Origin of the sequence: Paenarthrobacter nitroguajacolicus (assembly GCF_029952445.1) — a bacterium.
Classification (GTDB): Bacteria; Actinomycetota; Actinomycetes; order Actinomycetales; family Micrococcaceae; genus Arthrobacter; species Arthrobacter nitroguajacolicus_B.
Map to the genome: position 1 here is coordinate 1 of NZ_JAQPPK010000004.1, position 20,548 is coordinate 20,548.

Below are 20,548 nucleotides of genomic sequence, written 5' to 3' on the forward strand. Positions count from 1 at the left end.
CTGACCCGCCTGCGCTGGACGTTGTCCCGGGGCGCCAGCTGGACGGGGCGCGGTGTTTGCCCCCGTTGCCGGACGCGCACCTGCTGCACCGGCTCCGGAGGAACTTGCTCCGGGGCGCTGCTGCGGCCGTGCAGGGGTTCCCTGCGAATTGCCTGAGGGCTGCCGGAGTCCGCCGGGGACACCTGTGCTCGGCTTGGGATATGAGTCGGAATTACTCACTCGTTACCTCCGGTATTGTCTTCGTTCAGCTCCGCGCCCGATTCATTTTCCGGGTCTGCGTCGTTTTCCGTTGCGGCCGTTACGGTCACCGCAGCGGCGCCGTCGTTTGCAGCCAACGTTACGTCATCGTCGGCTTCGTCCTCGGACTCTTCGCCTTCCAAACCGCGTTCGCTGTTGCGGGCAACTTCAATAATGCGGTCATTCTTGTCCGGTTTGGCAAAGATGACGCCCATGGTGTCGCGGCCCTTGGCTGGGACCCCGGTCACGGCCGACCGGACCACCTTGCCGCCTTCCATGACCACCAGGACTTCGTCCTCTTCCTGGACGATCAAGGCGCCAACAAGGTCCCCACGGTCCTCGGCAAGCTTGGCTACCTTGATACCCAAGCCACCGCGGCCCTGAAGTCGGTATTCATCCACAGCCGTCCGCTTGGCATAACCGCCCTCGGTCACGATGAACACGAAGGAACCGTCCTGGACCACGTCAGCGGCCAGCAGCTCATCATCTTCACGGAACTTCATACCCGTCACACCGGACGTTGCGCGGCCCATGGGTCGCAGGGCATCGTCCGTGGCGGTGAAGCGAATGGACTGGCCCTTGCGTGAGACCAGGAGGAGATCATCCGTTTCGCTGACCAGTTGGGCCGAGACCAGTTCGTCGCCATCACGCAGGTTGATGGCGATGACGCCGGCCGTGCGGTTGGTGTCGTAGTCTTCCAGGCGCGTCTTCTTGACCAGTCCGTTCTTGGTGGCCAGAACCAGGTAAGGAGCCTGTTGGTAATCCCTCAGATCCAGTACCTGGGCGATGTGCTCGTCCGGTTGGAACGCCAGGAGGTTGGCAACGTGCTGTCCCTTGGCGTCGCGTCCTGCTTCGGCAAGTTCATAAGCCTTTGCGCGGTAAACGCGTCCCAGGTTGGTGAAGAACAGCAGCCAGTGGTGGGTGGTGGTGACGAAGAAGTGCTCGACGACGTCGTCGCCACGCAGCTGGGCACCCTTGATGCCCTTGCCGCCACGCTGCTGCGAACGGTAGTTGTCACTGCGGGTCCGCTTGACGTAGCCGCCGCGGGTGATGGTGACAACCATTTCCTCTTCGGGGATCAGGTCCTCCATGGACATGTCGCCGTCGAAGCCCATGAGGATGTGCGTCCGGCGGTCATCGCCATGCTTGGCCACGATTTCGGCGAGTTCCTCGCTGATGATCTGCCGTTGGCGTTCCTCTGAAGCCAGGATCGAGTTGTATTCCTCGATCATGGCTTCGAGCTCGGAATGGCGGTCCTGGATCTTCTGGCGTTCCAGGGCAGCCAAACGGCGCAGCTGCATGTCCAGGATTGCCCGGGCCTGGAGTTCATCGATCTCCAACAGTTCCATGAGGCCTTCGCGGGCGGCTTCGGTGGTGTTGGACGCGCGGATCAGCGCGATGACTTCGTCCAGCATGTCCAGTGCCTTGAGGAGCGCACGGAGGATGTGCGCTTCTTCTTCAGCCTTACGCAGGCGGTAACGGGTCCGGCGCGCGATAACGTCCATCTGGTGCGCTACCCAGTGACGGATGAACGCATCCAGGCTCAAGGTGCGCGGTACGCCGTCGACAATTGCCAGCATGTTCGCGGAGAAGTTGTCCTGCAGCTGCGTGTGCTTGTACAGGTTGTTCAGGACAACCTTGGCCACGGCGTCGCGCTTGAGGACGATCACGAGTCGCTGGCCGGTACGGCCGGAGGTTTCATCGCGGAGGTCGGCGATGCCCTGGATCTTTCCGTCCTTGACCAGTTCGGCAATCTTGATGGCAAGGTTGTCCGGGTTGGCCTGGTACGGCAGTTCCGTCACCACAAGGCAGGTCCGGCCCTGGAGTTCTTCCACGTTGACCACTGCGCGCATGGTGATGGAACCACGGCCGGTGCGGTAGGCGTCCTCGATGCCCTTGTGCCCCAAAATGGTGGCGCCCGTGGGGAAGTCAGGTCCCTTGATCCGCAGCAACAATGCCTCAAGGAGCTCTTCGCGGGTGGCTGTGGGGTTTTCCAATGCCCACTGGACACCCTCAGCGACCTCGCGGAGGTTGTGCGGCGGGATGTTGGTGGCCATGCCGACGGCGATACCCGAGGAGCCGTTGACCAGCAGGTTCGGGAAACGCGCCGGCAGGATGGTGGGTTCCTGGTTCTTGCCGTCGTAGTTGTCCTGGAAATCAACGGTTTCTTCGTCGATGTCCCGGACCATTTCCATGGCCAGCTGGGCCATCTTGGTTTCGGTGTAACGCGGGGCAGCCGCGCCGTCGTTTCCGGGTGATCCGAAGTTGCCTTGGCCAAGAGCCAAGGGGTAACGCATGGTCCAGTCCTGGATCAAGCGGACGAGGGCATCGTAGATCGCCATGTCACCGTGCGGGTGGTAGGTACCCATGACGTCGCCCACAACGCGTGCGCACTTGTTGAAGGAGCGGTCGGGGCGGTATCCGCCGTCGAACATGGCGTACAAAACGCGGCGGTGCACGGGCTTAAGGCCGTCACGCACGTCCGGGAGGGCACGGCCAACAATGACGGCCATGGCGTAGTCCAGGTAGGACCGCTGCATTTCCGTCTGCAGGTCCACTTGTTCCACGCGGTCGGTCAGCACATCGCCCTCAAGAACAATATCCTCGGCGTCGTTCGATGCCGGAACTTCGGGAGTTTCGTCACTCATAATCTAAGGTTTCCGTTTCAGGTATATGTCAGCTCTGGAATATTTTCGGTGCCCAAAATGGAAGCCTAGATATCGAGGAACCTGACGTCCTTGGCGTTTTGCTGGATGAAGTTACGGCGCGACTCGACGTCCTCGCCCATCAGGACGGAGAAGGTCTGGTCAGCAGCCAATGCGTCGTCCATTGTTACCTGCAGCAGCGTGCGGCGTTCCGGATCCATGGTGGTGTCCCAAAGTTCGGTGTAGTCCATCTCGCCGAGACCCTTGTAGCGCTGGATTCCGTTGTCCTTGGGGAGTCGCTTGTTCATTGCGGCACCCTTTCGGATGGTTTCATCCCGCTCGCGGTCGCTGTAGACGTAATCGTGTGCCGCGTTGGACCACTTGATCCTGTACAGCGGCGGCTGGGCCAGGTAGACATAGCCGTTCTCGATCAGCGGGCGCATGTAGCGGAACAGCAGCGTCATCAGCAAAGTGGTGATGTGCTGGCCGTCAACGTCGGCATCGGCCATCAGCACGATCTTGTGGTACCGAAGCTTGGAAATGTCGAAGTCCTCGCCGATGCCCGTACCGAAGGCCGTGATCATGGACTGGACTTCAGCGTTGCCCAGGGCCTTGTCCAGGCGCGCACGCTCCACGTTCAGGATCTTGCCTCGCAGCGGCAGGATCGCCTGGGTTTCGGGGTTGCGGCCGCGCTTGGCCGAACCGCCGGCCGAGTCACCCTCCACGAGGTAGACCTCGCAGCGCGAAGGATCCTTGGAAGAGCAGTCGGACAACTTGCCGGGCATGCCGAAGGACTCGAGCGGGCTCTTCCGGCGCGCGTTATCACGCGCCTTACGGGCCGCCATGCGTGCCTGTGCAGCCGAAATGGCCTTGCGGATAACGTCGCGGGCCGGGCCCGGATTCCGTTCCAGCCAGTCACCGAGCTGGTCCGTGACCACGCGCTGGACGAAACCCTTGACTTCGGAGTTGCCCAGCTTGGTCTTGGTCTGGCCTTCGAACTGCGGTTCGGAAAGCTTCACCGAGATAACCGCAGTCAGGCCTTCACGGATGTCATCACCGGTGAGGTTGTCTTCCTTTTCCTTGATGATGCTCTTCTCGCGCGCGTAGCGGTTGATCAGCGAGGTCATCGCAGCGCGGAAGCCTTCTTCGTGCGTTCCGCCCTCATGGGTGTTGATGGTGTTCGCATACGTGTGGACGCTTTCCGAGTATGCGGTGGTCCACTGCATGGCGACCTCGACGGCGATGTGCCGCTCAGTATCTTCGGTTTCGAAAGCGATGACATCCTCGTGGACGATCTCGACTTTCTTGTTCGAGTTCAGGTGCTTGACGTAGTCCAGGAGGCCGTCCGGGTATTCGTAGACAACCGTGCGGTGCTCCGCGGCTACTTCGCCTTCGGTTGCTACCGCGTCCAGGTCCAGATCGTCATCGCCATCGCGGTTGACCGGACGCTCATCGGTCAGCGTGATCCGCAGGCCCTTGTTGAGGAAGGCCATTTGCTGGAAGCGCGCGCGAAGGGTTTCGAAATCGAACTCGGTGGATTCGAAGATGGTGCCGTCCGGGTAGAACGTCTGCGACGTTCCGGTACGTTCGGTTTCTTCTCCCTTGACGAGTTCGCCCTGGGGCTTGCCGCCGTCGGCAAATGTCATGCGCCAGACGTGACCCTGGCGGCGTACTTCCGTGTCTACTCGACGGGAAAGGGCGTTCACTACGGAGATACCAACGCCGTGGAGACCACCGGAAACCGCGTACCCGCCACCGCCGAACTTGCCACCGGCGTGCAGGATGGTCATGACGACTTCAACCGTGGGCTTTCCCTCGGTGGGGTGAATGTCCACAGGAATTCCGCGGCCGTCATCGACCACCTGGACACCGCCATCAGCGCGGAGCGTTACTTCGATGTGGCTGCAATAGCCGGCGAGTGCCTCGTCAACAGAGTTGTCCACCACTTCGTAGACCAGGTGGTGCAGGCCGCGCGGACCGGTTGAACCGATGTACATGCCGGGGCGTTTGCGCACGGCTTCGAGGCCTTCCAGCACGGTGATATCGCTGGCACCGTACTCCCTGGGCGCCTCCGCGGGCGTATCAGGAGTGGGAACAGTCTCCTCTTCGGGCTCTACTGCCAAGGTCTCTGCATTGTCGTTAGCCACAGGCGCTTTCGACTCCTCTGTACTCGATGTCGGCCGTTCCCGGGAGCTCCCGCGGCGAACCGCGGCCGCCAACGGGCACGTGACTGATTGCGCCGATTACTCCGACGAGGGGCGTTCCGAACGGCCACAGGAGTGGATTCAGGACCCGACGACGTTTCACCGGCGCTCAGTGATCTACGGCAATTCTATCGTGGAAACGCGTGAATCCTTGCAAATACGGGGGCAGCCCAGAGCTGAATATGCCGATGGGAGGCCGCTGGCCCTATCTGCAATGGCCCTGTGGAGGTCCCGATGGGTGCCTATACGACTCGGGGGCGTTGAAACGCCCTGCACGCCGTTCAGCCGTACGTGTCCCGTGGGCCGCGGCCGTTGACGCTGCGGCCGCCTTTCCGCCAACTTGGCGCGGACGGACCCAGTACTTGGATGCTGGTGACCACGCCTTCACCCAGCTCATTCCGGAACATCTCCAGAAGGCTGGTACTCAACAAACGCAGCTGTGTGGCCCACGCAGTCGAATCGCAGCGGACATGCAGGGTGGTGTCGGTGAAGCTCTCCGGAGTGCAATGCGCAGAGATGTCCGGACCAACCAACGTTTCCCATTCGGCCATGACGGAACCGACGGCAACCGGTGAAGTCCAACCACGTTCGGCCACCAGTCTTCCCACCACGTTGCCCAGGCCCAGGGGGTCTCGGCCGCTGCCATGAAACTGCGTGAAACCCCTGGTGTCCCGAAGTCCCTTGCGTTTGGGGGCCGATCCCGGCCGGGGGGCACGCTGCCTCATTTCGCCGCGGGCGGCGGCGGCCTCGCGCATGCGGTTCAGCGCTGCTTGGGCGGCATCAATCTCGTCCGGATCCCGGCCAGGTTGAAGTCCCTCGGAGCTATCCTTCGCCATCGATGCCTCCCGGAACAACGGTTACGCGCCGTCCGGCCAGCTCCTCGGGGATATCGGCATCGACGGCGGCAGTCACCAGAACCTGCTCGGCGCCGGCCACTATTGCTGCCAGTTTACGCCGGCGCTGGACATCCAATTCAGCGAAAACATCGTCCAGGATGAGGATCGGTGCGGTGCCTCCGGTGCGGGCGTCGTCCAACATCACGTAGTAGGAAGCAAGCCGCAATGACAGGCACATGGACCAGGTTTCCCCGTGCGAGGCATAGCCTTTGGCCGGAGCCTGTCCCAAGACGAGCTCCAGTTCATCGCGGTGGGGGCCAACCAGGGAAATGCCGCGCTCAAGTTCCTTTTTCCGCGAAGCTGCGAAGGCCTGGACATAGCGTTCGGTGAGTTCATCAACGGACAGCAGCCGGAGGTCCTCAACCGACGCCGAAGGTTCCGTTCCGTTGTCGGCTGGACCGCCGTCGTCGTCAAGGATGTCCTGGATGGTGGAGCGGTACACCGCGCCGGCATCCTTGGAACCATCCGTAAGTTGCGCATAGGCACTGTTCAAGTGCGGACGCAGCCGCTCCACCAATTCGAGCCGGGCGTGCAGGAGTTCGGCGCCGGCCCGGGCCATGTGCTGGTCCCACACATCCAGGGTTGCTTCATGGCCTGCGGTGAATTTGCCCGAACGGGCCGATTTCAGAAGGGCGTTCCGCTGTTTCAGGACGCGATCGTAGTCACTGCGGGTGGCAGCATGCCGGGGAATGAGGCTCACCAGCAGCTCATCGAGGAAACGCCTGCGGTTGGAAGGATCGCCCTTCACCAGGGCCAAATCCTCGGGCGCGAAGAGGACTGTGTGGCAAATGCCCAGGATGTCCCGCGCACGAACCGGATTTCCGCGATTGATTCGTCCCCGGTTGGCACGTCCAGCATTGATTTCAAGCTCGATGACCGTGGACTGCTCGCCACGGACCAACCGGGCCCGGATCATTGCGCGCTCGGTACCAAAACGCAGCAGCGGGGCATCCGTGCTCACACGGTGGGAACTCAGAGTTGCCAGATACCCGATTGCTTCCATGAGATTGGTCTTGCCGATCCCGTTGGAGCCAACCAGGACCGTCACGCCTGGTCCAAGCTTCAGGTCCACCTGTGCGTAGCTGCGGAAATCCGTCAGCGAAAGATGTTCGAGGTACACGCCGTTTGCAGGACTCCTGCGGCCTAGCTGGCCGGACGGGTGGCGTGGCCGCCGAACTGGTGACGCAAGGCGGAAACCATCTTCATGGCAGGTGAGTTGTCCTCACGGGACGCGAAACGTGCGAAAAGTGCCGCAGTGATGGCCGGAGCCGGCACAGCGTTGGCGATTGCCTCTTCCACTGTCCAGCGGCCCTCGCCGGAATCTTCCACGTAGTCGTCAATGGAGGCCAGGCCCGGATCCTCGTCAAGTGCCTTGACCATGAGGTCCAGGAGCCACGAACGGACAACGGTTCCCTTTTGCCATGCCCGGAACGTTCCCGGAAGGTCCTTGACGATGTCCTTGGCTGCCAGGAGTTCGTAGCCTTCGGCGTAGGCCTGCATGAGGCCGTATTCGATCCCGTTGTGGACCATCTTGGCGTAATGGCCTGCGCCAACGCCGCCAACGTGCACGAAGCTGTCCGCGCGTTCGCCCTCAGGACGCAGTGCGTCGAAAATCGGCAGGGCAAGTTCGATGTCTTCGTCCGCTCCGCCGGCCATGAGGCCGTAACCGTTCTGGAGGCCCCAAACACCGCCGGAAACCCCGCAATCCGCGAAGCGGATGCCCTTGGAGGCGAGTGCGGCAGCGTGTTTCTGGTCTTCGGTGAAACGTGAGTTCCCGCCGTCGATCACCATATCGCCGGTGCTGAGCTTCTCGCCGAGTTCCGTGATGACGGCATCGGTGATCTCGCCGGAGGGAACCATGACCCACACGATCCGCGGAGTGGGAAGGGCAGCGATGAGCTCATCTACCGAAGCGGCATCGGTGACCTCCGGATTGCGGTCGAAGCCGGTGACCTCGATCCCGCCTTTCCGCATGCGTTCACGCATGTTGAAACCCATTTTTCCAAGGCCGATCAATCCGATGTGCACAGCGTGGACTCTTTTCTGCGAATGGGGTTGGGTGTTTGCCGATTAGTTGGGAAGGCGGACCGGCATCACGAGGTAGCGGTAGTCGTCCTGATCATCGCCATCGGCGTCTGCCTGGGCCGTGATCATGGCCGGCTTGGGTGCCGTGGTGAAGGAGAAGCGGACGTACTTGGTCTCGATAACGCTCAGGCCTTCAACGAGGTAGTGCGGGTTGAAGGCCACTGTGATGTCTTCACCGGAGAGCTGCGCTTCAAGCTCTTCGGAAGCCTGGGCGTCTTCACCGGTGCCGGCGTCGAGGTTCAGCAGGCCCTGTGTGAAGGCGAGCCGGACCGGGGTGTTGCGCTCTGCAACCAGCGAAACACGGCGTACAGCTTCCACCAGTTCCTGGGTCTGCACAGTCGCGTGGATTGGCGTGGAATCCGGGAAAAGTGAGCGGATTTTCGGGTAATCGCCGTCTACCAGGAGGGACGTAGTGGTGCGTCCGCCACTCTCGAAACCAATGAGGCGGCTGTCGTCGTCGGCGAGGGCCAGGTTGATATCACCACTGCCGCCGAGGGTCTTGGCAACCTCGTTCAGGGTCTTGGACTTGACCAGGGCACTGGTGGAAATGCCGGGAGTCACGGGCTTCCACGGGACTTCACGCATTGCCAGGCGGTAACGGTCGGTGGCCAGAAGCGTGATGAGGTCGTCTTCGATCTCCATGCGCACACCGGTCAGAATCGGCAAGGTGTCATCCTTGCTCGCCGCGATGATGACTTGTGAAACGGCCTGGGCGAAGGCGTCACCGGGCAAGGTGCCGCTGATTGCGGGCAGTGCCGGCAACGCAGGGTACTCGGACTCGGGCATGGTGGCCAGGTGGAAGCTGCTTCGGCGGCAGGTCAGAGTGACTTTGCTTCCGTCGGTCTCGACTTCCACCGGGGCGGAGGGGAGGCTGCGGCAGATATCTGCCAAAAGGCGGCCGGAGACGAGGATGGTGCCCTCGACGGCGATATCCGCCGGGATTTCCAGGCGGGCCGATGTCTCGTAATCAAAGCTCGAGAGGCTTACGGTTCCAGCCTCTGCTTTGAGGAGAAGGCCGGAAAGCACAGGTACGGGCGGCCGCGGAGACAACGACCGCGCGGTCCACGTAACGGCTTCTGCCAGGACGTCGCGGTCGACTCTGAACTTCACGGAAGGGTGCCGCCTTTCATTGCTGCTGCCATGTAGTAGCTGCGGATTCCTGCTTGGAACCCGCTAAATCTTCGCAATCCGGCATCGGAACCTGCATGGTCCGCACTGAGCGAACTACAAACAAGACCCAAGGATGGGAGCGCTGGTGACAGCTTAGCCGGAAGATCCGCGATTAACCCATCCCCGTTTGCTCCGACCCGTCCTATGTGGACAGCCGCAGGCTGGCCTTGGCCGGCAAGTTGGTTGTCCTTCGGACAGTCGGGTGGGGCGTGGATCGAGATTGTTATTTGAGGGATTTCAATTTTTTGGGATTCGTAGTGTTAATAACTGCTGTGGAAACTGTGGATAACCCCATCCTGCGGCTCAGATCCGCGGTTAAGCCCTGTTCATGGACTGTGCGTTAACTGGGTTTTAAACAGGGTGTGGATGGGGACAACTCCGAAGCCGGTTTTTAACGATCCACAGACGCCTTAAGGGTTTTAAGCCCATTAACCGCGCTTGTCCCCTTAAGTATCCACAGGCTTATCCACATGCACCTGTTAATAAGGTATGTAGTGGCGGACGCGATGTGGATTTCAGGAGTCGCGCTGCTGCTGTTTGATCCGGTTGGTGAGTTCCGTGACCTGGTTGTAAATCACACGGCGCTCGGCCATCAGCTCGCGGATCTTCCGATCGGCGTGGATCACGGTGGTGTGGTCACGTCCGCCAAGCTCCTGCCCGATCTTCGGCAGGGACATGTCCGTGAGCTCGCGGCAGAGGTACATCGCGATCTGGCGTGCGGTCACCAGTGTGCGTGTACGGGACTTGCTGCAGAGTTCTTCCATGCTGAGCTTGAAGTAGTCAGCGGTCTGGTCGAGGATCTGCTTCGCCGTGATTTCCTGGGCGCCGTCGTCGGTAATCAGGTCCTTGAGGACCATCTCGGCAAGGGCCACGTCCACCGGTTGGCGGTTCAGACTCGCAAAAGCGGTGACGCGGATCAGGGCGCCTTCAAGTTCACGGATGTTGCTGGAGATTTTTGAAGCGATGTACTCCAAAGCGTCATCCGGGGCTGAAAGGCCCTCGCTGAGGCCCTTCTTGCGGAGGATCGCGATACGCGTTTCGAGTTCAGGCGGCTGGATGTCCGTCAGCAGGCCCCATTCGAAGCGGGATGTCATGCGGTCCTCGAAGCCGGCCAGCATCTTGGGTGGCTGGTCCGAGGTGATGACAACCTGCTTGTTGGCGTTGTGCAGGGCGTTGAACGTGTGGAAGAACTCTTCCTGCGTCCGGTCCTTGCCTGCCAGGAACTGGATGTCATCGATCAGGAGGACATCCACGTTGCGGTACGTGGTCTTGAAGCTGGTGCCCTCATCATCACGGATGGAGTTGATGAAGTCGTTGGTGAATTCTTCCGAGTTCACGTAGCGGACCCGGATGCCGCTGTAGAGACGGCGGGCGTAGTGTCCGATTGCATGCAGCAGGTGCGTCTTGCCAAGGCCGGAATCGCCGTAGATGAACAGCGGGTTGTACGCCTTGGCCGGCGCTTCTGCGACGGCGACGGCGGCAGCGTGCGCGAACCGATTCGAGGAACCGATCACGAAAGTGTCGAAGATGTACTTCGGGTTGAGGCGGCCGAACTCATGCGAAGTACTCGGCGGAGTCGGCTGCGGCTTCGGTTCGGCAAAGTCGGGAACCGCGGAAAGCTCGACGGCGGGTTCCGGCTCGGCATGGACGGGCACCAGGTCGGTGTCGACGTCGATGGCGCAGCGGATGTCATCCGAGAAGACGTTGCGGAGGGCGTCGTCCAAAGCATCCTTGACCTGGGTCTGGAGGACTTCGCGGGTGAGCTCGTTGGGAACTGCCACCAACAAGGTGGAGCCGATGAGGCCTTGGGCCTGGGCGAGAATGACGAAACCACGCTGACGGGGTGTGACTCGGTCGTCCTGTTCAAGGAGGCTCAGCACCCTGCGCCAGGAACTTCCGACAGTGTTGGCGTGGTTGGCTTCGTCTACTGTCATCAATCAGTTCCTAAATTCTTGCTTGCCGGCATTGCTGGCAGCCGAGGTGTCTCAGGCGGGCGCAGGTCTGGGCGTTAATCCACAGAGTTATACACAGCGGGTGGACAATGGGCTACTGAGCCACTCTAGGGGATGGAATCGCCAGAAGATAGCTGGGAAGTTGCCTGTGGATAATTACACCATTGTGGTTCGCCAAAGCGGCCTGTGAGCCACTTCATCCACAGGCTGGAAACTGTTGTTGGACACAACTGTGGATAGGCATGCGGCAGGCTCCCGGTTTGACTGTGGGCGCCTTTTTGCCCTAACGTTGTGAAGTCCTTTGTGTCCGCTTTTGAGATCAGTTGTAACCCCGTACGTTCACCGTGCGGAAGGCAACGGCGGCAGGCACATACAAAACTTAGCGTCGGCCAGTTCTTCCCCTTTTTGATCGGGTGGGCGCACCTTTGATCCACTGGAGTAACTAACGTGAGCAAGCGGACTTTTCAGCCGAATAACCGCCGTCGGGCCAAGAAGCATGGCTTCCGCCTTCGTATGCGCACCCGTGCCGGCCGCGCCATCCTGGCTGCCCGTCGCGGCAAGGGCCGCGTCGAACTGTCGGCTTAAATAACTGACTTGTCGGTCAGGGTCTATTTGCGGGTTCGACGGTGCTAGCCACCCCTAACCGTCTGCGGACGTCTACCGACTTTTCAACAACTGTACGTTCCGGCGTCCGCAATGGACGCCGGAACTTAGTGTTATATACGGCTCCTATCGGAGCCGGGGAGCCGAGTCGAATCGGTTTCATTGTCTCCAAAGCCGTCGGGAACGCCGTGACCAGGAACCTCGTTAAGAGGAGACTGAGAGAAGCAGGCGCACTTTCCTTGCATACGCATGGAACTGGCCTGGCGGTCGTGGTCCGGGCACTGCCCGCAGCTGCAAATGCGAGCTGGGAGCAGTTGCTTTCGGATTACAACGCCGCACTGGCAGTGACGACGAAGCGATTGGGTGGCTCAGTTCCACGCAATGCTTCGACCGAACACAACGGCACCACAACGGAAGGGACACCGCGTGCATGACATAAGCACCGCCGTCGTTCCTTCCTCAAGCGACCCCTCCGGGAATGTTCCGCCGCGGAGCCTTTCGGCGGCGGTGGGTACCTTCCTCTGGGAGTTGCCGCGCAACATCCTCATCATCCTGCTGAAGACATACCGCAAGGTGATTTCTCCCCTGTACGGCCAGGTTTGCCGTTTCTTTCCCTCCTGCTCGGCGTATGCCCTGGAAGCAGTAACGGTGCATGGCGCCGTGAAGGGTAGCTGGCTCGCAGCCAAGAGGCTCGCCAAATGCCACCCCTGGAATGCCGGTGGAGTGGACCATGTCCCCGCCGGCCATCGTCACTGGCCCGAAGGCCGGACGCCCACAATTGTTGTACTGAACAATCCGGACCAGTTCCTGGCTGCTCAGGCTGATGAAGAAGGCCGCTCGGCGGCCTAACGAATAGGGATATCGTATGGACTTCTTTGGAACGATCATGTTTCCGTTCAAGTGGCTGGTGTCAATCATTATGGTTGGCTTCCACGACGGACTCAGCTTCATTGGCCTGCCGGCCGCGAACGGCTGGACGTGGACTCTGTCCATCATCGGCCTTGTGCTGGTGATCCGTGCCGCCCTGATTCCTGTATTCGTCAAGCAGATCAAGGCGCAGCGCGGCATGCAGCTCCTGCAGCCGGACTTGAAGAAGCTGCAGACCAAGTACAAGGGCAAGACCGACCAGCTCTCCCGCCAGGCCATGGCCCAGGAGCAGATGGCGCTGTACAAGAAGCACGGGACAAACCCTTTCTCGGCCTGTCTGCCGATGCTGATCCAGATGCCGTTCTTCTTCGCGCTGTTCCAGGTGTTGTCGGGTATCTCCACCAATGCCAAGGAAGGCCAAGGCGTTGGTGCGATGAGCCACGAACAAGTGGTTCAGTTTGATCAGTCCAGCATCTTCGGTGCGCCTCTGTCAGCTTCGTTGCTGCACGGCGGGTCTGGCGGCAATGACGTCACGGTCTGGGTACTTTCAATCATCATGATCCTGGCCATGACGGCCTCGCAGTTCATCACCCAGAAGCAGATCATGGCCAAGAACATGTCCGAAGAGGCTATGGCCAGCCCGTTCATGCGCCAGCAGAAGATGATGCTGTACATCCTGCCGCTCGTGTTCGGTATCGGTGGCATCAACTTCCCAATCGGTGTCCTCATCTACTGGACCACCACCAACCTTTGGACCATGGGCCAGCAGTTCTTCGTCATTCGCCGCATGCCCACTCCGGGTTCTCCCGCTGCGAAGGCTCTGGAAGAACGCCGTGCGGCCAAGGGCCTGCCCCCGCTCCTGGGTGGAAAGAAGACTGCGGACGCCGCCGCTGAAGCCGAAGCTGCTGCAGCAGCAGCAGCGGCCGAAATCCGGGCCCAGCGCGTCCAGCCACAACGTAAGAACAGGAAGAAGAAGTAATGTCTGCCGAGAGCACTGAAGAAGTTACCGCCGCCGTGACCGAAGAGCAGGAAGACTCCCAGGAAGAGACGCAATCCAAGACGGCCAGCCGCTTGGAAGAGGAAGGCGACATCGCCGCAGATTACCTCGAAGAACTTCTGGATATTGCCGATATCGACGGCGACATCGACATCGAGGTCCGTAATGGCCGCACCTACATCTCCATTGGTACCGATGAAGAATCGGCTGCCCTGGACAGCCTGGTTGGGCGCGACGGCGAAGTCCTTGAGGCCCTTCAGGAACTTGCCCGGCTTTCGGTTCTCTCGGCAACCGAAACCCGCTCACGCCTGGTGCTGGACATCAACGGCTACCGCAAGGAGCGCGCAGGCGTTCTGCAGCAGATCGCAGAGGACGCCGTGGCCAAGGTCAAGGCAGACGGTGGAACGGTAGCCCTCGAACCGATGAGTGCTTACGAGCGCAAGATTGTCCACGACGCCGTGGCTGATCTTGGCTTTGTCTCCGAGTCCGAAGGCGAAGGCGCCGGCCGCCACATCGTCGTTTCGGCTGACTAGAGCCCATGGTCGAAATCACCGCAGCTGAACTGACAGCGGCAGAGAAGATTTTTGGGGAGCGACTGGATCTCGCCAAGCGCTACGTTGAACATCTGGCTACGTCAGGCACGGAACGTGGATTGATTGGCCCGCGCGAGATCCCTCGTTTGTGGAGCCGGCATGTCCTTAACTGCGCGGTCATCGAGTCCGCGATCGCTAGGAACAGCCACGTGGCCGACGTCGGATCCGGCGCTGGCCTTCCGGGACTGTGCCTTGCCATTGCCCGTCCGGATCTTGAATTGACCCTGATCGAACCCCTGGAACGCCGTGTCATCTGGCTCCAGGAAGTGGTGGACGACCTGGGTTTGGACAACGTCACCGTCATGCGGACCCGCGCCGAATTGGCCGTTGGAATGGTGGACGCCGACGTCGTTACAGCCAGGGCAGTGTCCGCCCTGAGCAATCTTGCCGGACTGACCATTCCGTTGCTCAACGGCAGTGGTGAAGTGGTGGCCATCAAGGGCCGAAGCGCGGCCGAGGAAATCGAGAAGGCTGCCAAAGTCATCCGCAAGCTCGGCGGCGTGGAAACGTCCGTTGTGGTTTGTGGACAGGAGCTCTTGGAGGAACCCACCACTGTGGTGAGGATTATCGTCAAGAAGCACGGAAAGACGGCGTAGATCCCGTTTGGTTTCCCGCGTGTCGGCTGCCGAGCGGTTAGGCTAGAGATCGGCAGCAAGCGCCGAATGAGAGTGAGAGTGTGACCAGTGGGCAGTAGTGAAACCTCCACGCAGCGAATCCCCCCGTTTATGTCTTTGGGGTCCGCGCGGGCCATGGCTACACCCTCTGCGTCTCTCCAGTCCGCGATTGTGCGCACTGATTCAGTTGCAAATGCTGCAGTTTCACGTGAAACCGTCTCAGATGGAGTGCAGAACGTCATGGATTCCATCGATGATTCCAGTCCAATCGCGCGGCAGCTCGCAAATGAAACGCGGCGTCGCGAGCGTTTGATTGGCAGGGAACTCCCTAAGCCGGACGGAACCCGCATCTTCACGGTCTCCAACCAAAAAGGCGGGGTTGGCAAGACCACCACTACTGTAAATATCGCAGCGGCCCTGGCATCTGCAGGACTTAATGTCCTGGTGATCGACATCGATCCCCAGGGGAACGCCTCTACCGCCCTGGGCATAGAGCACCACGCCGATGTGGACAGCATTTACGATGTCCTCATCAACGACCTCCCCCTAAAGGAAGTCGTAGCCCCCTGCCCGGACATCCCGAATCTGATCTGCGCGCCGGCGACCATCCACTTGGCAGGTGCCGAGATTGAACTCGTTTCGTTGGTGGCGCGTGAGCAAAGGCTCCGCCGCGCCATCGACGTCTACGCCAAGGAGCGGGAGAAGAATGGCGAGGGCCGGCTGGACTTCATCTTCATCGACTGCCCGCCAAGCCTGGGACTGCTCACGGTCAATGCTTTCTGTGCAGCCAGCGAGGTTCTCATTCCCATTCAGTGCGAGTACTACGCCCTTGAAGGTTTGAGCCAGCTCCTCAAGAACATTGAAATGATCCAGAAGCACCTCAACGCTGATCTGGTGGTTTCAACCATTCTTCTGACGATGTACGACGGCAGGACTAACCTTGCAGCGCAGGTCGCATCAGAAGTTCGCCAACACTTCCCGCAGCAGGTTCTCAGTGCAGTGGTCCCTCGCTCCGTTCGCATCTCCGAGGCGCCGAGCTACCAGCAGACCGTCATGACCTACGATCCTTCATCGAGCGGCGCGCTGTCCTATATGGAAGCCGCAGCCGAAATCGCTGAACGTTAGAATTCTTGAAACACAGCAACAGCCTGGGCCATTCCGTGCTCGGCTATTCCATCGGAGGGATGAATCAATGAGCGAAAAGCGAAGGGGCCTCGGCAGGGGTCTTGGGGCTCTCATTCCCAGCTCGGCCGCGACCCAGGGAAACGGCGCCGCTCCCTCCCGTCCCGTGGACCTGTTCTTCCCGGAAGCCCGGAAAACCGCTGAGCCCACGGTCGACGCCGTTCGTGAGGACACAGTAGTTCCGGATGCTACGACGTCGGCAGCCAAGTCATCCCCTACGGCCGCCAAGACCAAGGCTCCCGCTGCGAAGACTCCCGCCAAGGGTGCGTCCGCTAAGGCTGCGCCAACCAAGCCGAGCACGCGGCAGTCTGCTGCTTCTCAGGCTCCGGCAGCTGAACAGTCTGAGGATGCAACGGATGTTCAGACTCCGTCAGTTGCGGCTAAGGTGCCCATTGCGTCTCAAACGAACGACGTCGAATTGGTGGAGGTGCCGGGGGCCCGCTTCGCCGAGATTCCTGTCGGCGATATCCATCCGAACCGCAAACAGCCTCGTTCAGTCTTCGATGAAGATGACATGGCCGAGCTGGTGCATTCTGTTCGTGAAATCGGCGTCTTACAGCCAATTGTTGTACGTACTTCAACCGAAAAGGGTGGAGAACCGTATGAGCTGGTTATGGGTGAGCGCCGCTGGCGAGCGGTACAGGCCGCAGGGCTCGAAACCATACCTGCGATTGTCCGTGACACCACCGACGATGACCTTCTTCGCGATGCGTTGCTGGAGAACCTCCACCGCAGCCAGCTGAACCCATTGGAAGAGGCAGCCGCCTACCAACAGCTCCTCGAGGACTTCGGGACGACGCACGAGCAGCTGGCTGACCGTATCGGCCGTTCACGCCCCCAGGTGTCCAATACTCTTCGTCTGCTCAAGCTCCCGCCCCTGGTACAGCGTCGAGTGGCCGCTGGTGTCCTCTCCGCCGGCCACGCACGGGCGTTGCTGGCCCTCCCCGATGCTGCTGCAATGGAGCGCCTGGCTCAGAGAATCGTAGCTGAAGGTATGTCGGTGCGGGCTACAGAAGAGGCAGTAACTCTTTACCAAGACCCGACAACTCCTGCAAAGAACAGCATTCCCAAGCCGAATGCCCGCCACGAGCGGCTGGATTACTTGGCTTCATCGCTTTCTGACCGTTTGGATACCAATGTGAAGATCACTTTGGGCGCCCGTAAGGGACGCGTAAGCATTGAATTTGCCAGTGTAGAGGACCTCAATCGTATTATGGACGTTCTCGGACCTGGCGCTGAAGACTGACGCGATCTGGATATTGAAAGAGCCCCACTCTCACCGAGTGGGGCTCTTTCTCATTATGGGCCCGCTGCTCTTTCAACACTGGGTTCAGCCTCGCTAGTTCGGTGAGCTGGCGCCGTTTCACGTGAAACGATGTGGCGAAGCCGATGCGACCCTGCGTTGCTGGGCATGGACGAGTGGTAACTCTGGGCTCGGAACGCCTTCTTAGGCTTTTGTGCTGTCGGCTGCGCTTCCTCAACCATTCTGCCCCCACGGGCTGGTGGCTCTTCTAGCTTCTTTAGGGTCCGGAATTGGATCAGGTGAACGAATCAGTGCGCAGTACTTGGCCTGGTCAGCGGAGATGTGTGTCGAATTGACGCTGGTTGCTCATGTTGTGAGCTCGAGTCGAGGTCCGTAAACCTGGTCGCGCAGTTCCGTTCCGCGGCTTGCTCCTTGGGATGAGTAGTTGATAGCTACTCTGGACGACCCCGCGGGTCAGTTAGGCCTGTGTTTCACGTGAAACGTTCTCTTGGGGAGCTACGAGCGGGGACTGTAGGTGTTCTGCTGGCCCAAGCGGACGCTGCATTGAGGGATTTCCTGTTCATAGTGCAATATAGCGTTCCCAAATTCGACGGCAGACCAGCGTTGGGGGCCGTTCGCAGCATTCGTTAGGCGTCGTCACTTCCATGCCATGAGTGTTCGACCCACTCCCGATAGAGCTTCCATGTCTGTAGAAGCAGTCCCGCTTGCAGGGAAGCAGCTTGAGCGCTGCTGCGTGTTTCACGTGAAACACGCTGCGATGCTGGGGTAGACACCAAACGACAACGGAGTTCGCTAAATCGCATTTCAGGGGCTCTTCAATGCAAGTCCGGGTCTAGCGCCTCTCCGTACAGGGATCGAATCAATCGCACGCCCATTTCCGCCTCTGATTTTCAAGATGACCAGGTCCAATCCGGCAAACCTTGGTCCCGCGTCTGGACTCCTGGTTAGTCCGATTATCAGCAGGAAGATGGGCATCAACACTCGTGCGCTGACCTCCAAATTTCAGTCCAGTGTTGTCCAGCCGGTAGCGCCGGGCGTCCTACGACGGCCGACTCCACCGACAGACAGACGCCCTTCGTGGACACCGTCTACCTGCATCCTTGCTACATCGCGCAGTTAGAGACGGGGTGAGGAGTGGACTCGTTGCCCTGTTTCACGTGAAACACACTAGGCTTCCGGGCAAGAATCGTTTTTGGGTTGAAGTCAAGAAGTATCAGTGCCGCTGCTCGAAACCTCCTACTCGAAGAAAGCAAGAGGACCAACACGCCAAGAGTCACTCTCTTCCTCCAGGGCAAGATAACTAGAGTCTCGCACCCTCCTATAGCCACACTCACCTAGCAAGAAGGGTCACCACAAGCAGCGCCTAGCTGCACCAGCTGCATTGCAATGATCGGCTGGATCCACACTGAGAACTTACTGCTCTTAGGACGCGAAGCTCCGCGTATGCCCAACGGAAACGGGGGTAGCGTCAGATTCGGTAGTGCTTTCGAAGCAGCGGGGCTGAAGGGTGAAGCAGGGGCTGGAATAACCCGCTTTTCCGAGTGCTTCCTCATGCGAGTAGAAAGCCGTCATGAAACGAACGCGGTGCAAGCGATAGGTGGACCCACACGGGGCTGGCAGCACCGGCAGGGTTCATGTACCCAAGCTTGTCCTTATGGCTGTACGCCGGCACGTGGATGCCGCTACTCGCCGCTTCTGGCCTTCCCCGGATGTCCTGTCTCTGAACAGCCCAACCCAGCGCCCCTCCATCAGGAGGGGCACCACGCTGCTTTTGCCGTTCCAAGGAGCGCTCTCGGTACGAGAAGCGTGCATCGATACTGCTTCAATTTTTGGACGTGGCCATGGGATGTAGTCGCTTCTCATCAGGAACCAGCACGAACGTGACTCTTCTGCCGGTGGCCCCGGGGAAAGGAACCTCTCGATACACAGTCGCCGGATGGGCTGCAAAGCATTGAGGCTCTGCTCGGTACCCGCTGTTGGTGACCCTATTCGTTGCTTTGGCTTCAAGGATCCACATCCTTGGTGAGCATGTGTGGTTGCCCTTGGGTGCTGGGACCAGACCTGACGCTGATTACTGGGCTGCCTGGGTCGAACCTCTGCAGGTAGGTCCGGTGTACCAAAGAGCCAAGCCTGTTCCGCAAGTGGGCCCTGCATGTCGGACCTAGCCTTGGCATCATTACGTACCGTCAGCTGAGTACTTAGAGACCGCACACGTCGATTGCCGAGCAGATAGGGGACATTCTTTGTTCACCGCGAGCAGCTGTGGGAACGGAGTTCCGCGGGATAGGCTGCTGCCAAAATCCGCAGCCCTTCAATTTGTAGTCACCGGAGGGAGACGGTCTCACACTAGCGCGGTAGTGATAGATCCGATGTTGGCGCTCTACTTCGAGTGATGAAAGGAAGCTAGTGCACTCACCATATGGATCGTGGGGCTTAGGCGAATGCGAAGAGCTGCGCCCGGGAAGAACGGAGATGACGACACGGACACGGTTAGAGCTACGGGCATCGTCGAATGGGTCCGCGGGCTGTCACTGTTTCACGTGAAACAGCGCAGGCAGCCGAGCCTTCTGCTGTTGCGGGACTCCCCCATGCGCTGTGCAAATCACAGTGGATAAGCCTGTGGAAAACTTTGGGGATAACGTCCGCCCCACCACGACGCTATCTCACGACTCGGCGCGAACCAAAGACGTCGACTAGTTCAGTCGTGGACAAAAGTCACCTATTTGGACCTACTACTCTTCGCCATGGTGGGAAGCCGTCGCAACAGGACTGCAATTGAACGTCTTACAGCGGTATTTCATGGGATTTAGGCGTATGTCTGTGTTGAATTCGCGGCGTAAACTGCGGTCGGACGTAAGCGATGAAGTAGAGCACAATATTGAGTCGCACGCTCCATGCATCCGTCCTCCAAGCAGTGGATGTGGGCAATCTCATCATCGGTGCATAACCCTGTGGATAACTCTGTGAACAACTCTGTGTTCCCCTGTTAGTAGCGGCTCACCATAGCCTTGGCTCTTGAGCCAGTCCCATAGTGTTCGGTAGGGGCCAGGAGCAGCTGGGAGTAGCCATAGGGCCTTGCATGGGTGCGGCGAAATCGTGCGTCGGGGGATCGGTCGCGCGTCCCCAATCTTCCAGGTGCTACTTCTACTCTCCTGGCTATGAAGAGGCCGCCGGCGCAGGAATGGGTTTGGGCAGGTCGTGGTCGCCATTGATCGGATGTCTATTTGACCAGACGGTGG

14 protein-coding genes and 1 pseudogene are annotated in these 20,548 nt (G+C 59.9%); 8 read left to right on the top strand and 7 right to left on the bottom strand.

The features are described 5' to 3' along the window. Positions 1-215: 215 nt before the first annotated feature. The 7 genes and pseudogenes from gyrA to dnaA all read right to left on the bottom strand — a co-directional run bounded on the left by gyrA (position 216) and on the right by dnaA (position 11,171). Entirely contained in the window at positions 216-2,885 is a 2,670-nt protein-coding gene (gene gyrA / locus PJL15_RS03595) for a DNA gyrase subunit A (protein WP_281449848.1), read from the bottom strand. Between the two features lie 65 nt (positions 2,886-2,950). Continuing rightward, the gene (gyrB, locus tag PJL15_RS03600; RefSeq protein ID WP_281449849.1) at positions 2,951-5,029 is read right to left on the bottom strand and encodes a DNA topoisomerase (ATP-hydrolyzing) subunit B; all 2,079 of its coding nucleotides are present in this window, start codon (positions 5,027-5,029) and stop codon (positions 2,951-2,953) included. Positions 5,030-5,367: 338 nt separating this feature from the next. Further along, complete coding sequence (locus PJL15_RS03605; RefSeq protein ID WP_281449850.1) at positions 5,368-5,922, bottom strand: DUF721 domain-containing protein; 555 nt, start codon at positions 5,920-5,922, stop codon at positions 5,368-5,370. Then, positions 5,909-7,102: a DNA replication/repair protein RecF gene (gene recF / locus PJL15_RS03610; protein WP_281449851.1), complete on the bottom strand. Its 1,194-nt coding sequence runs from the start codon at positions 7,100-7,102 to the stop codon at positions 5,909-5,911. Before recF ends, PJL15_RS03605 begins: the two co-directional genes overlap by 14 nt. A 23-nt stretch (positions 7,103-7,125) precedes the next feature. Continuing rightward, positions 7,126-8,037 (bottom strand): annotated as a pseudogene (gene gnd / locus PJL15_RS03615) (phosphogluconate dehydrogenase (NAD(+)-dependent, decarboxylating)); the annotation flags it as partial. A gap of 15 nt (positions 8,038-8,052) precedes the next feature. Continuing rightward, positions 8,053-9,177, bottom strand: coding sequence for a DNA polymerase III subunit beta (dnaN, locus tag PJL15_RS03620; RefSeq protein ID WP_281449852.1), 1,125 nt, complete (start codon positions 9,175-9,177; stop codon positions 8,053-8,055). Between the two features lie 575 nt (positions 9,178-9,752). Continuing rightward, positions 9,753-11,171 (bottom strand): chromosomal replication initiator protein DnaA, encoded by a 1,419-nt coding sequence (gene dnaA, locus PJL15_RS03625; protein WP_281449853.1) that lies wholly within the window; start codon positions 11,169-11,171, stop codon positions 9,753-9,755. A gap of 465 nt (positions 11,172-11,636) precedes the next feature. Between dnaA and rpmH the strand changes: the two genes are divergently transcribed. The 8 genes from rpmH (at position 11,637) to PJL15_RS03665 (ending at position 17,291) form a co-directional block, all read left to right on the top strand. Next, entirely contained in the window at positions 11,637-11,774 is a 138-nt protein-coding gene (rpmH, locus tag PJL15_RS03630) for a 50S ribosomal protein L34 (RefSeq protein WP_011776797.1), read from the top strand. A 41-nt stretch (positions 11,775-11,815) separates the two neighbouring features. Next, the gene (rnpA, locus tag PJL15_RS03635; protein WP_281449854.1) at positions 11,816-12,226 is read left to right on the top strand and encodes a ribonuclease P protein component; all 411 of its coding nucleotides are present in this window, start codon (positions 11,816-11,818) and stop codon (positions 12,224-12,226) included. After that, positions 12,156-12,641: a membrane protein insertion efficiency factor YidD gene (yidD, locus tag PJL15_RS03640; protein ID WP_281449855.1), complete on the top strand. Its 486-nt coding sequence runs from the start codon at positions 12,156-12,158 to the stop codon at positions 12,639-12,641. Before rnpA ends, yidD begins: the two co-directional genes overlap by 71 nt. Before the next feature lie 16 nt (positions 12,642-12,657). Continuing rightward, positions 12,658-13,638 (top strand): membrane protein insertase YidC, encoded by a 981-nt coding sequence (gene yidC / locus PJL15_RS03645; protein ID WP_281449856.1) that lies wholly within the window; start codon positions 12,658-12,660, stop codon positions 13,636-13,638. Continuing rightward, positions 13,638-14,189 (top strand): protein jag, encoded by a 552-nt coding sequence (locus tag PJL15_RS03650; protein ID WP_281449857.1) that lies wholly within the window; start codon positions 13,638-13,640, stop codon positions 14,187-14,189. The genes yidC and PJL15_RS03650 overlap by 1 nt, the downstream gene beginning before the upstream one ends. 5 nt (positions 14,190-14,194) lie before the next feature. Then, positions 14,195-14,845 carry a 16S rRNA (guanine(527)-N(7))-methyltransferase RsmG gene (gene rsmG, locus PJL15_RS03655; protein WP_281449858.1) on the top strand — a complete coding sequence of 217 codons (651 nt, stop codon included), beginning with the start codon at positions 14,195-14,197 and terminating at the stop codon, positions 14,843-14,845. An 87-nt stretch (positions 14,846-14,932) separates the two neighbouring features. Further along, a complete protein-coding gene (locus tag PJL15_RS03660; RefSeq protein WP_281449859.1) occupies positions 14,933-15,988 on the top strand; it encodes a ParA family protein in 1,056 nt (351 codons plus the stop codon). A gap of 67 nt (positions 15,989-16,055) precedes the next feature. Beyond that, complete coding sequence (locus PJL15_RS03665; protein ID WP_281449860.1) at positions 16,056-17,291, top strand: ParB/RepB/Spo0J family partition protein; 1,236 nt, start codon at positions 16,056-16,058, stop codon at positions 17,289-17,291. Positions 17,292-20,548 lie beyond the last annotated feature (3,257 nt).

Coding starts and splice junctions, on each gene's coding strand:
- gyrA (WP_281449848.1), bottom strand. CDS start 2,885: ATGAGTGACGAAACTCCCGAAGTTCCGGCATCGAACGACGCCGAGGAT.
- PJL15_RS03605 (WP_281449850.1), bottom strand. CDS start 5,922: ATGGCGAAGGATAGCTCCGAGGGACTTCAACCTGGCCGGGATCCGGAC.
- dnaA (WP_281449853.1), bottom strand. CDS start 11,171: ATGACAGTAGACGAAGCCAACCACGCCAACACTGTCGGAAGTTCCTGG.
- yidC (WP_281449856.1), top strand. CDS start 12,658: ATGGACTTCTTTGGAACGATCATGTTTCCGTTCAAGTGGCTGGTGTCA.
- PJL15_RS03650 (WP_281449857.1), top strand. CDS start 13,638: ATGTCTGCCGAGAGCACTGAAGAAGTTACCGCCGCCGTGACCGAAGAG.
- rsmG (WP_281449858.1), top strand. CDS start 14,195: ATGGTCGAAATCACCGCAGCTGAACTGACAGCGGCAGAGAAGATTTTT.
- PJL15_RS03665 (WP_281449860.1), top strand. CDS start 16,056: ATGAGCGAAAAGCGAAGGGGCCTCGGCAGGGGTCTTGGGGCTCTCATT.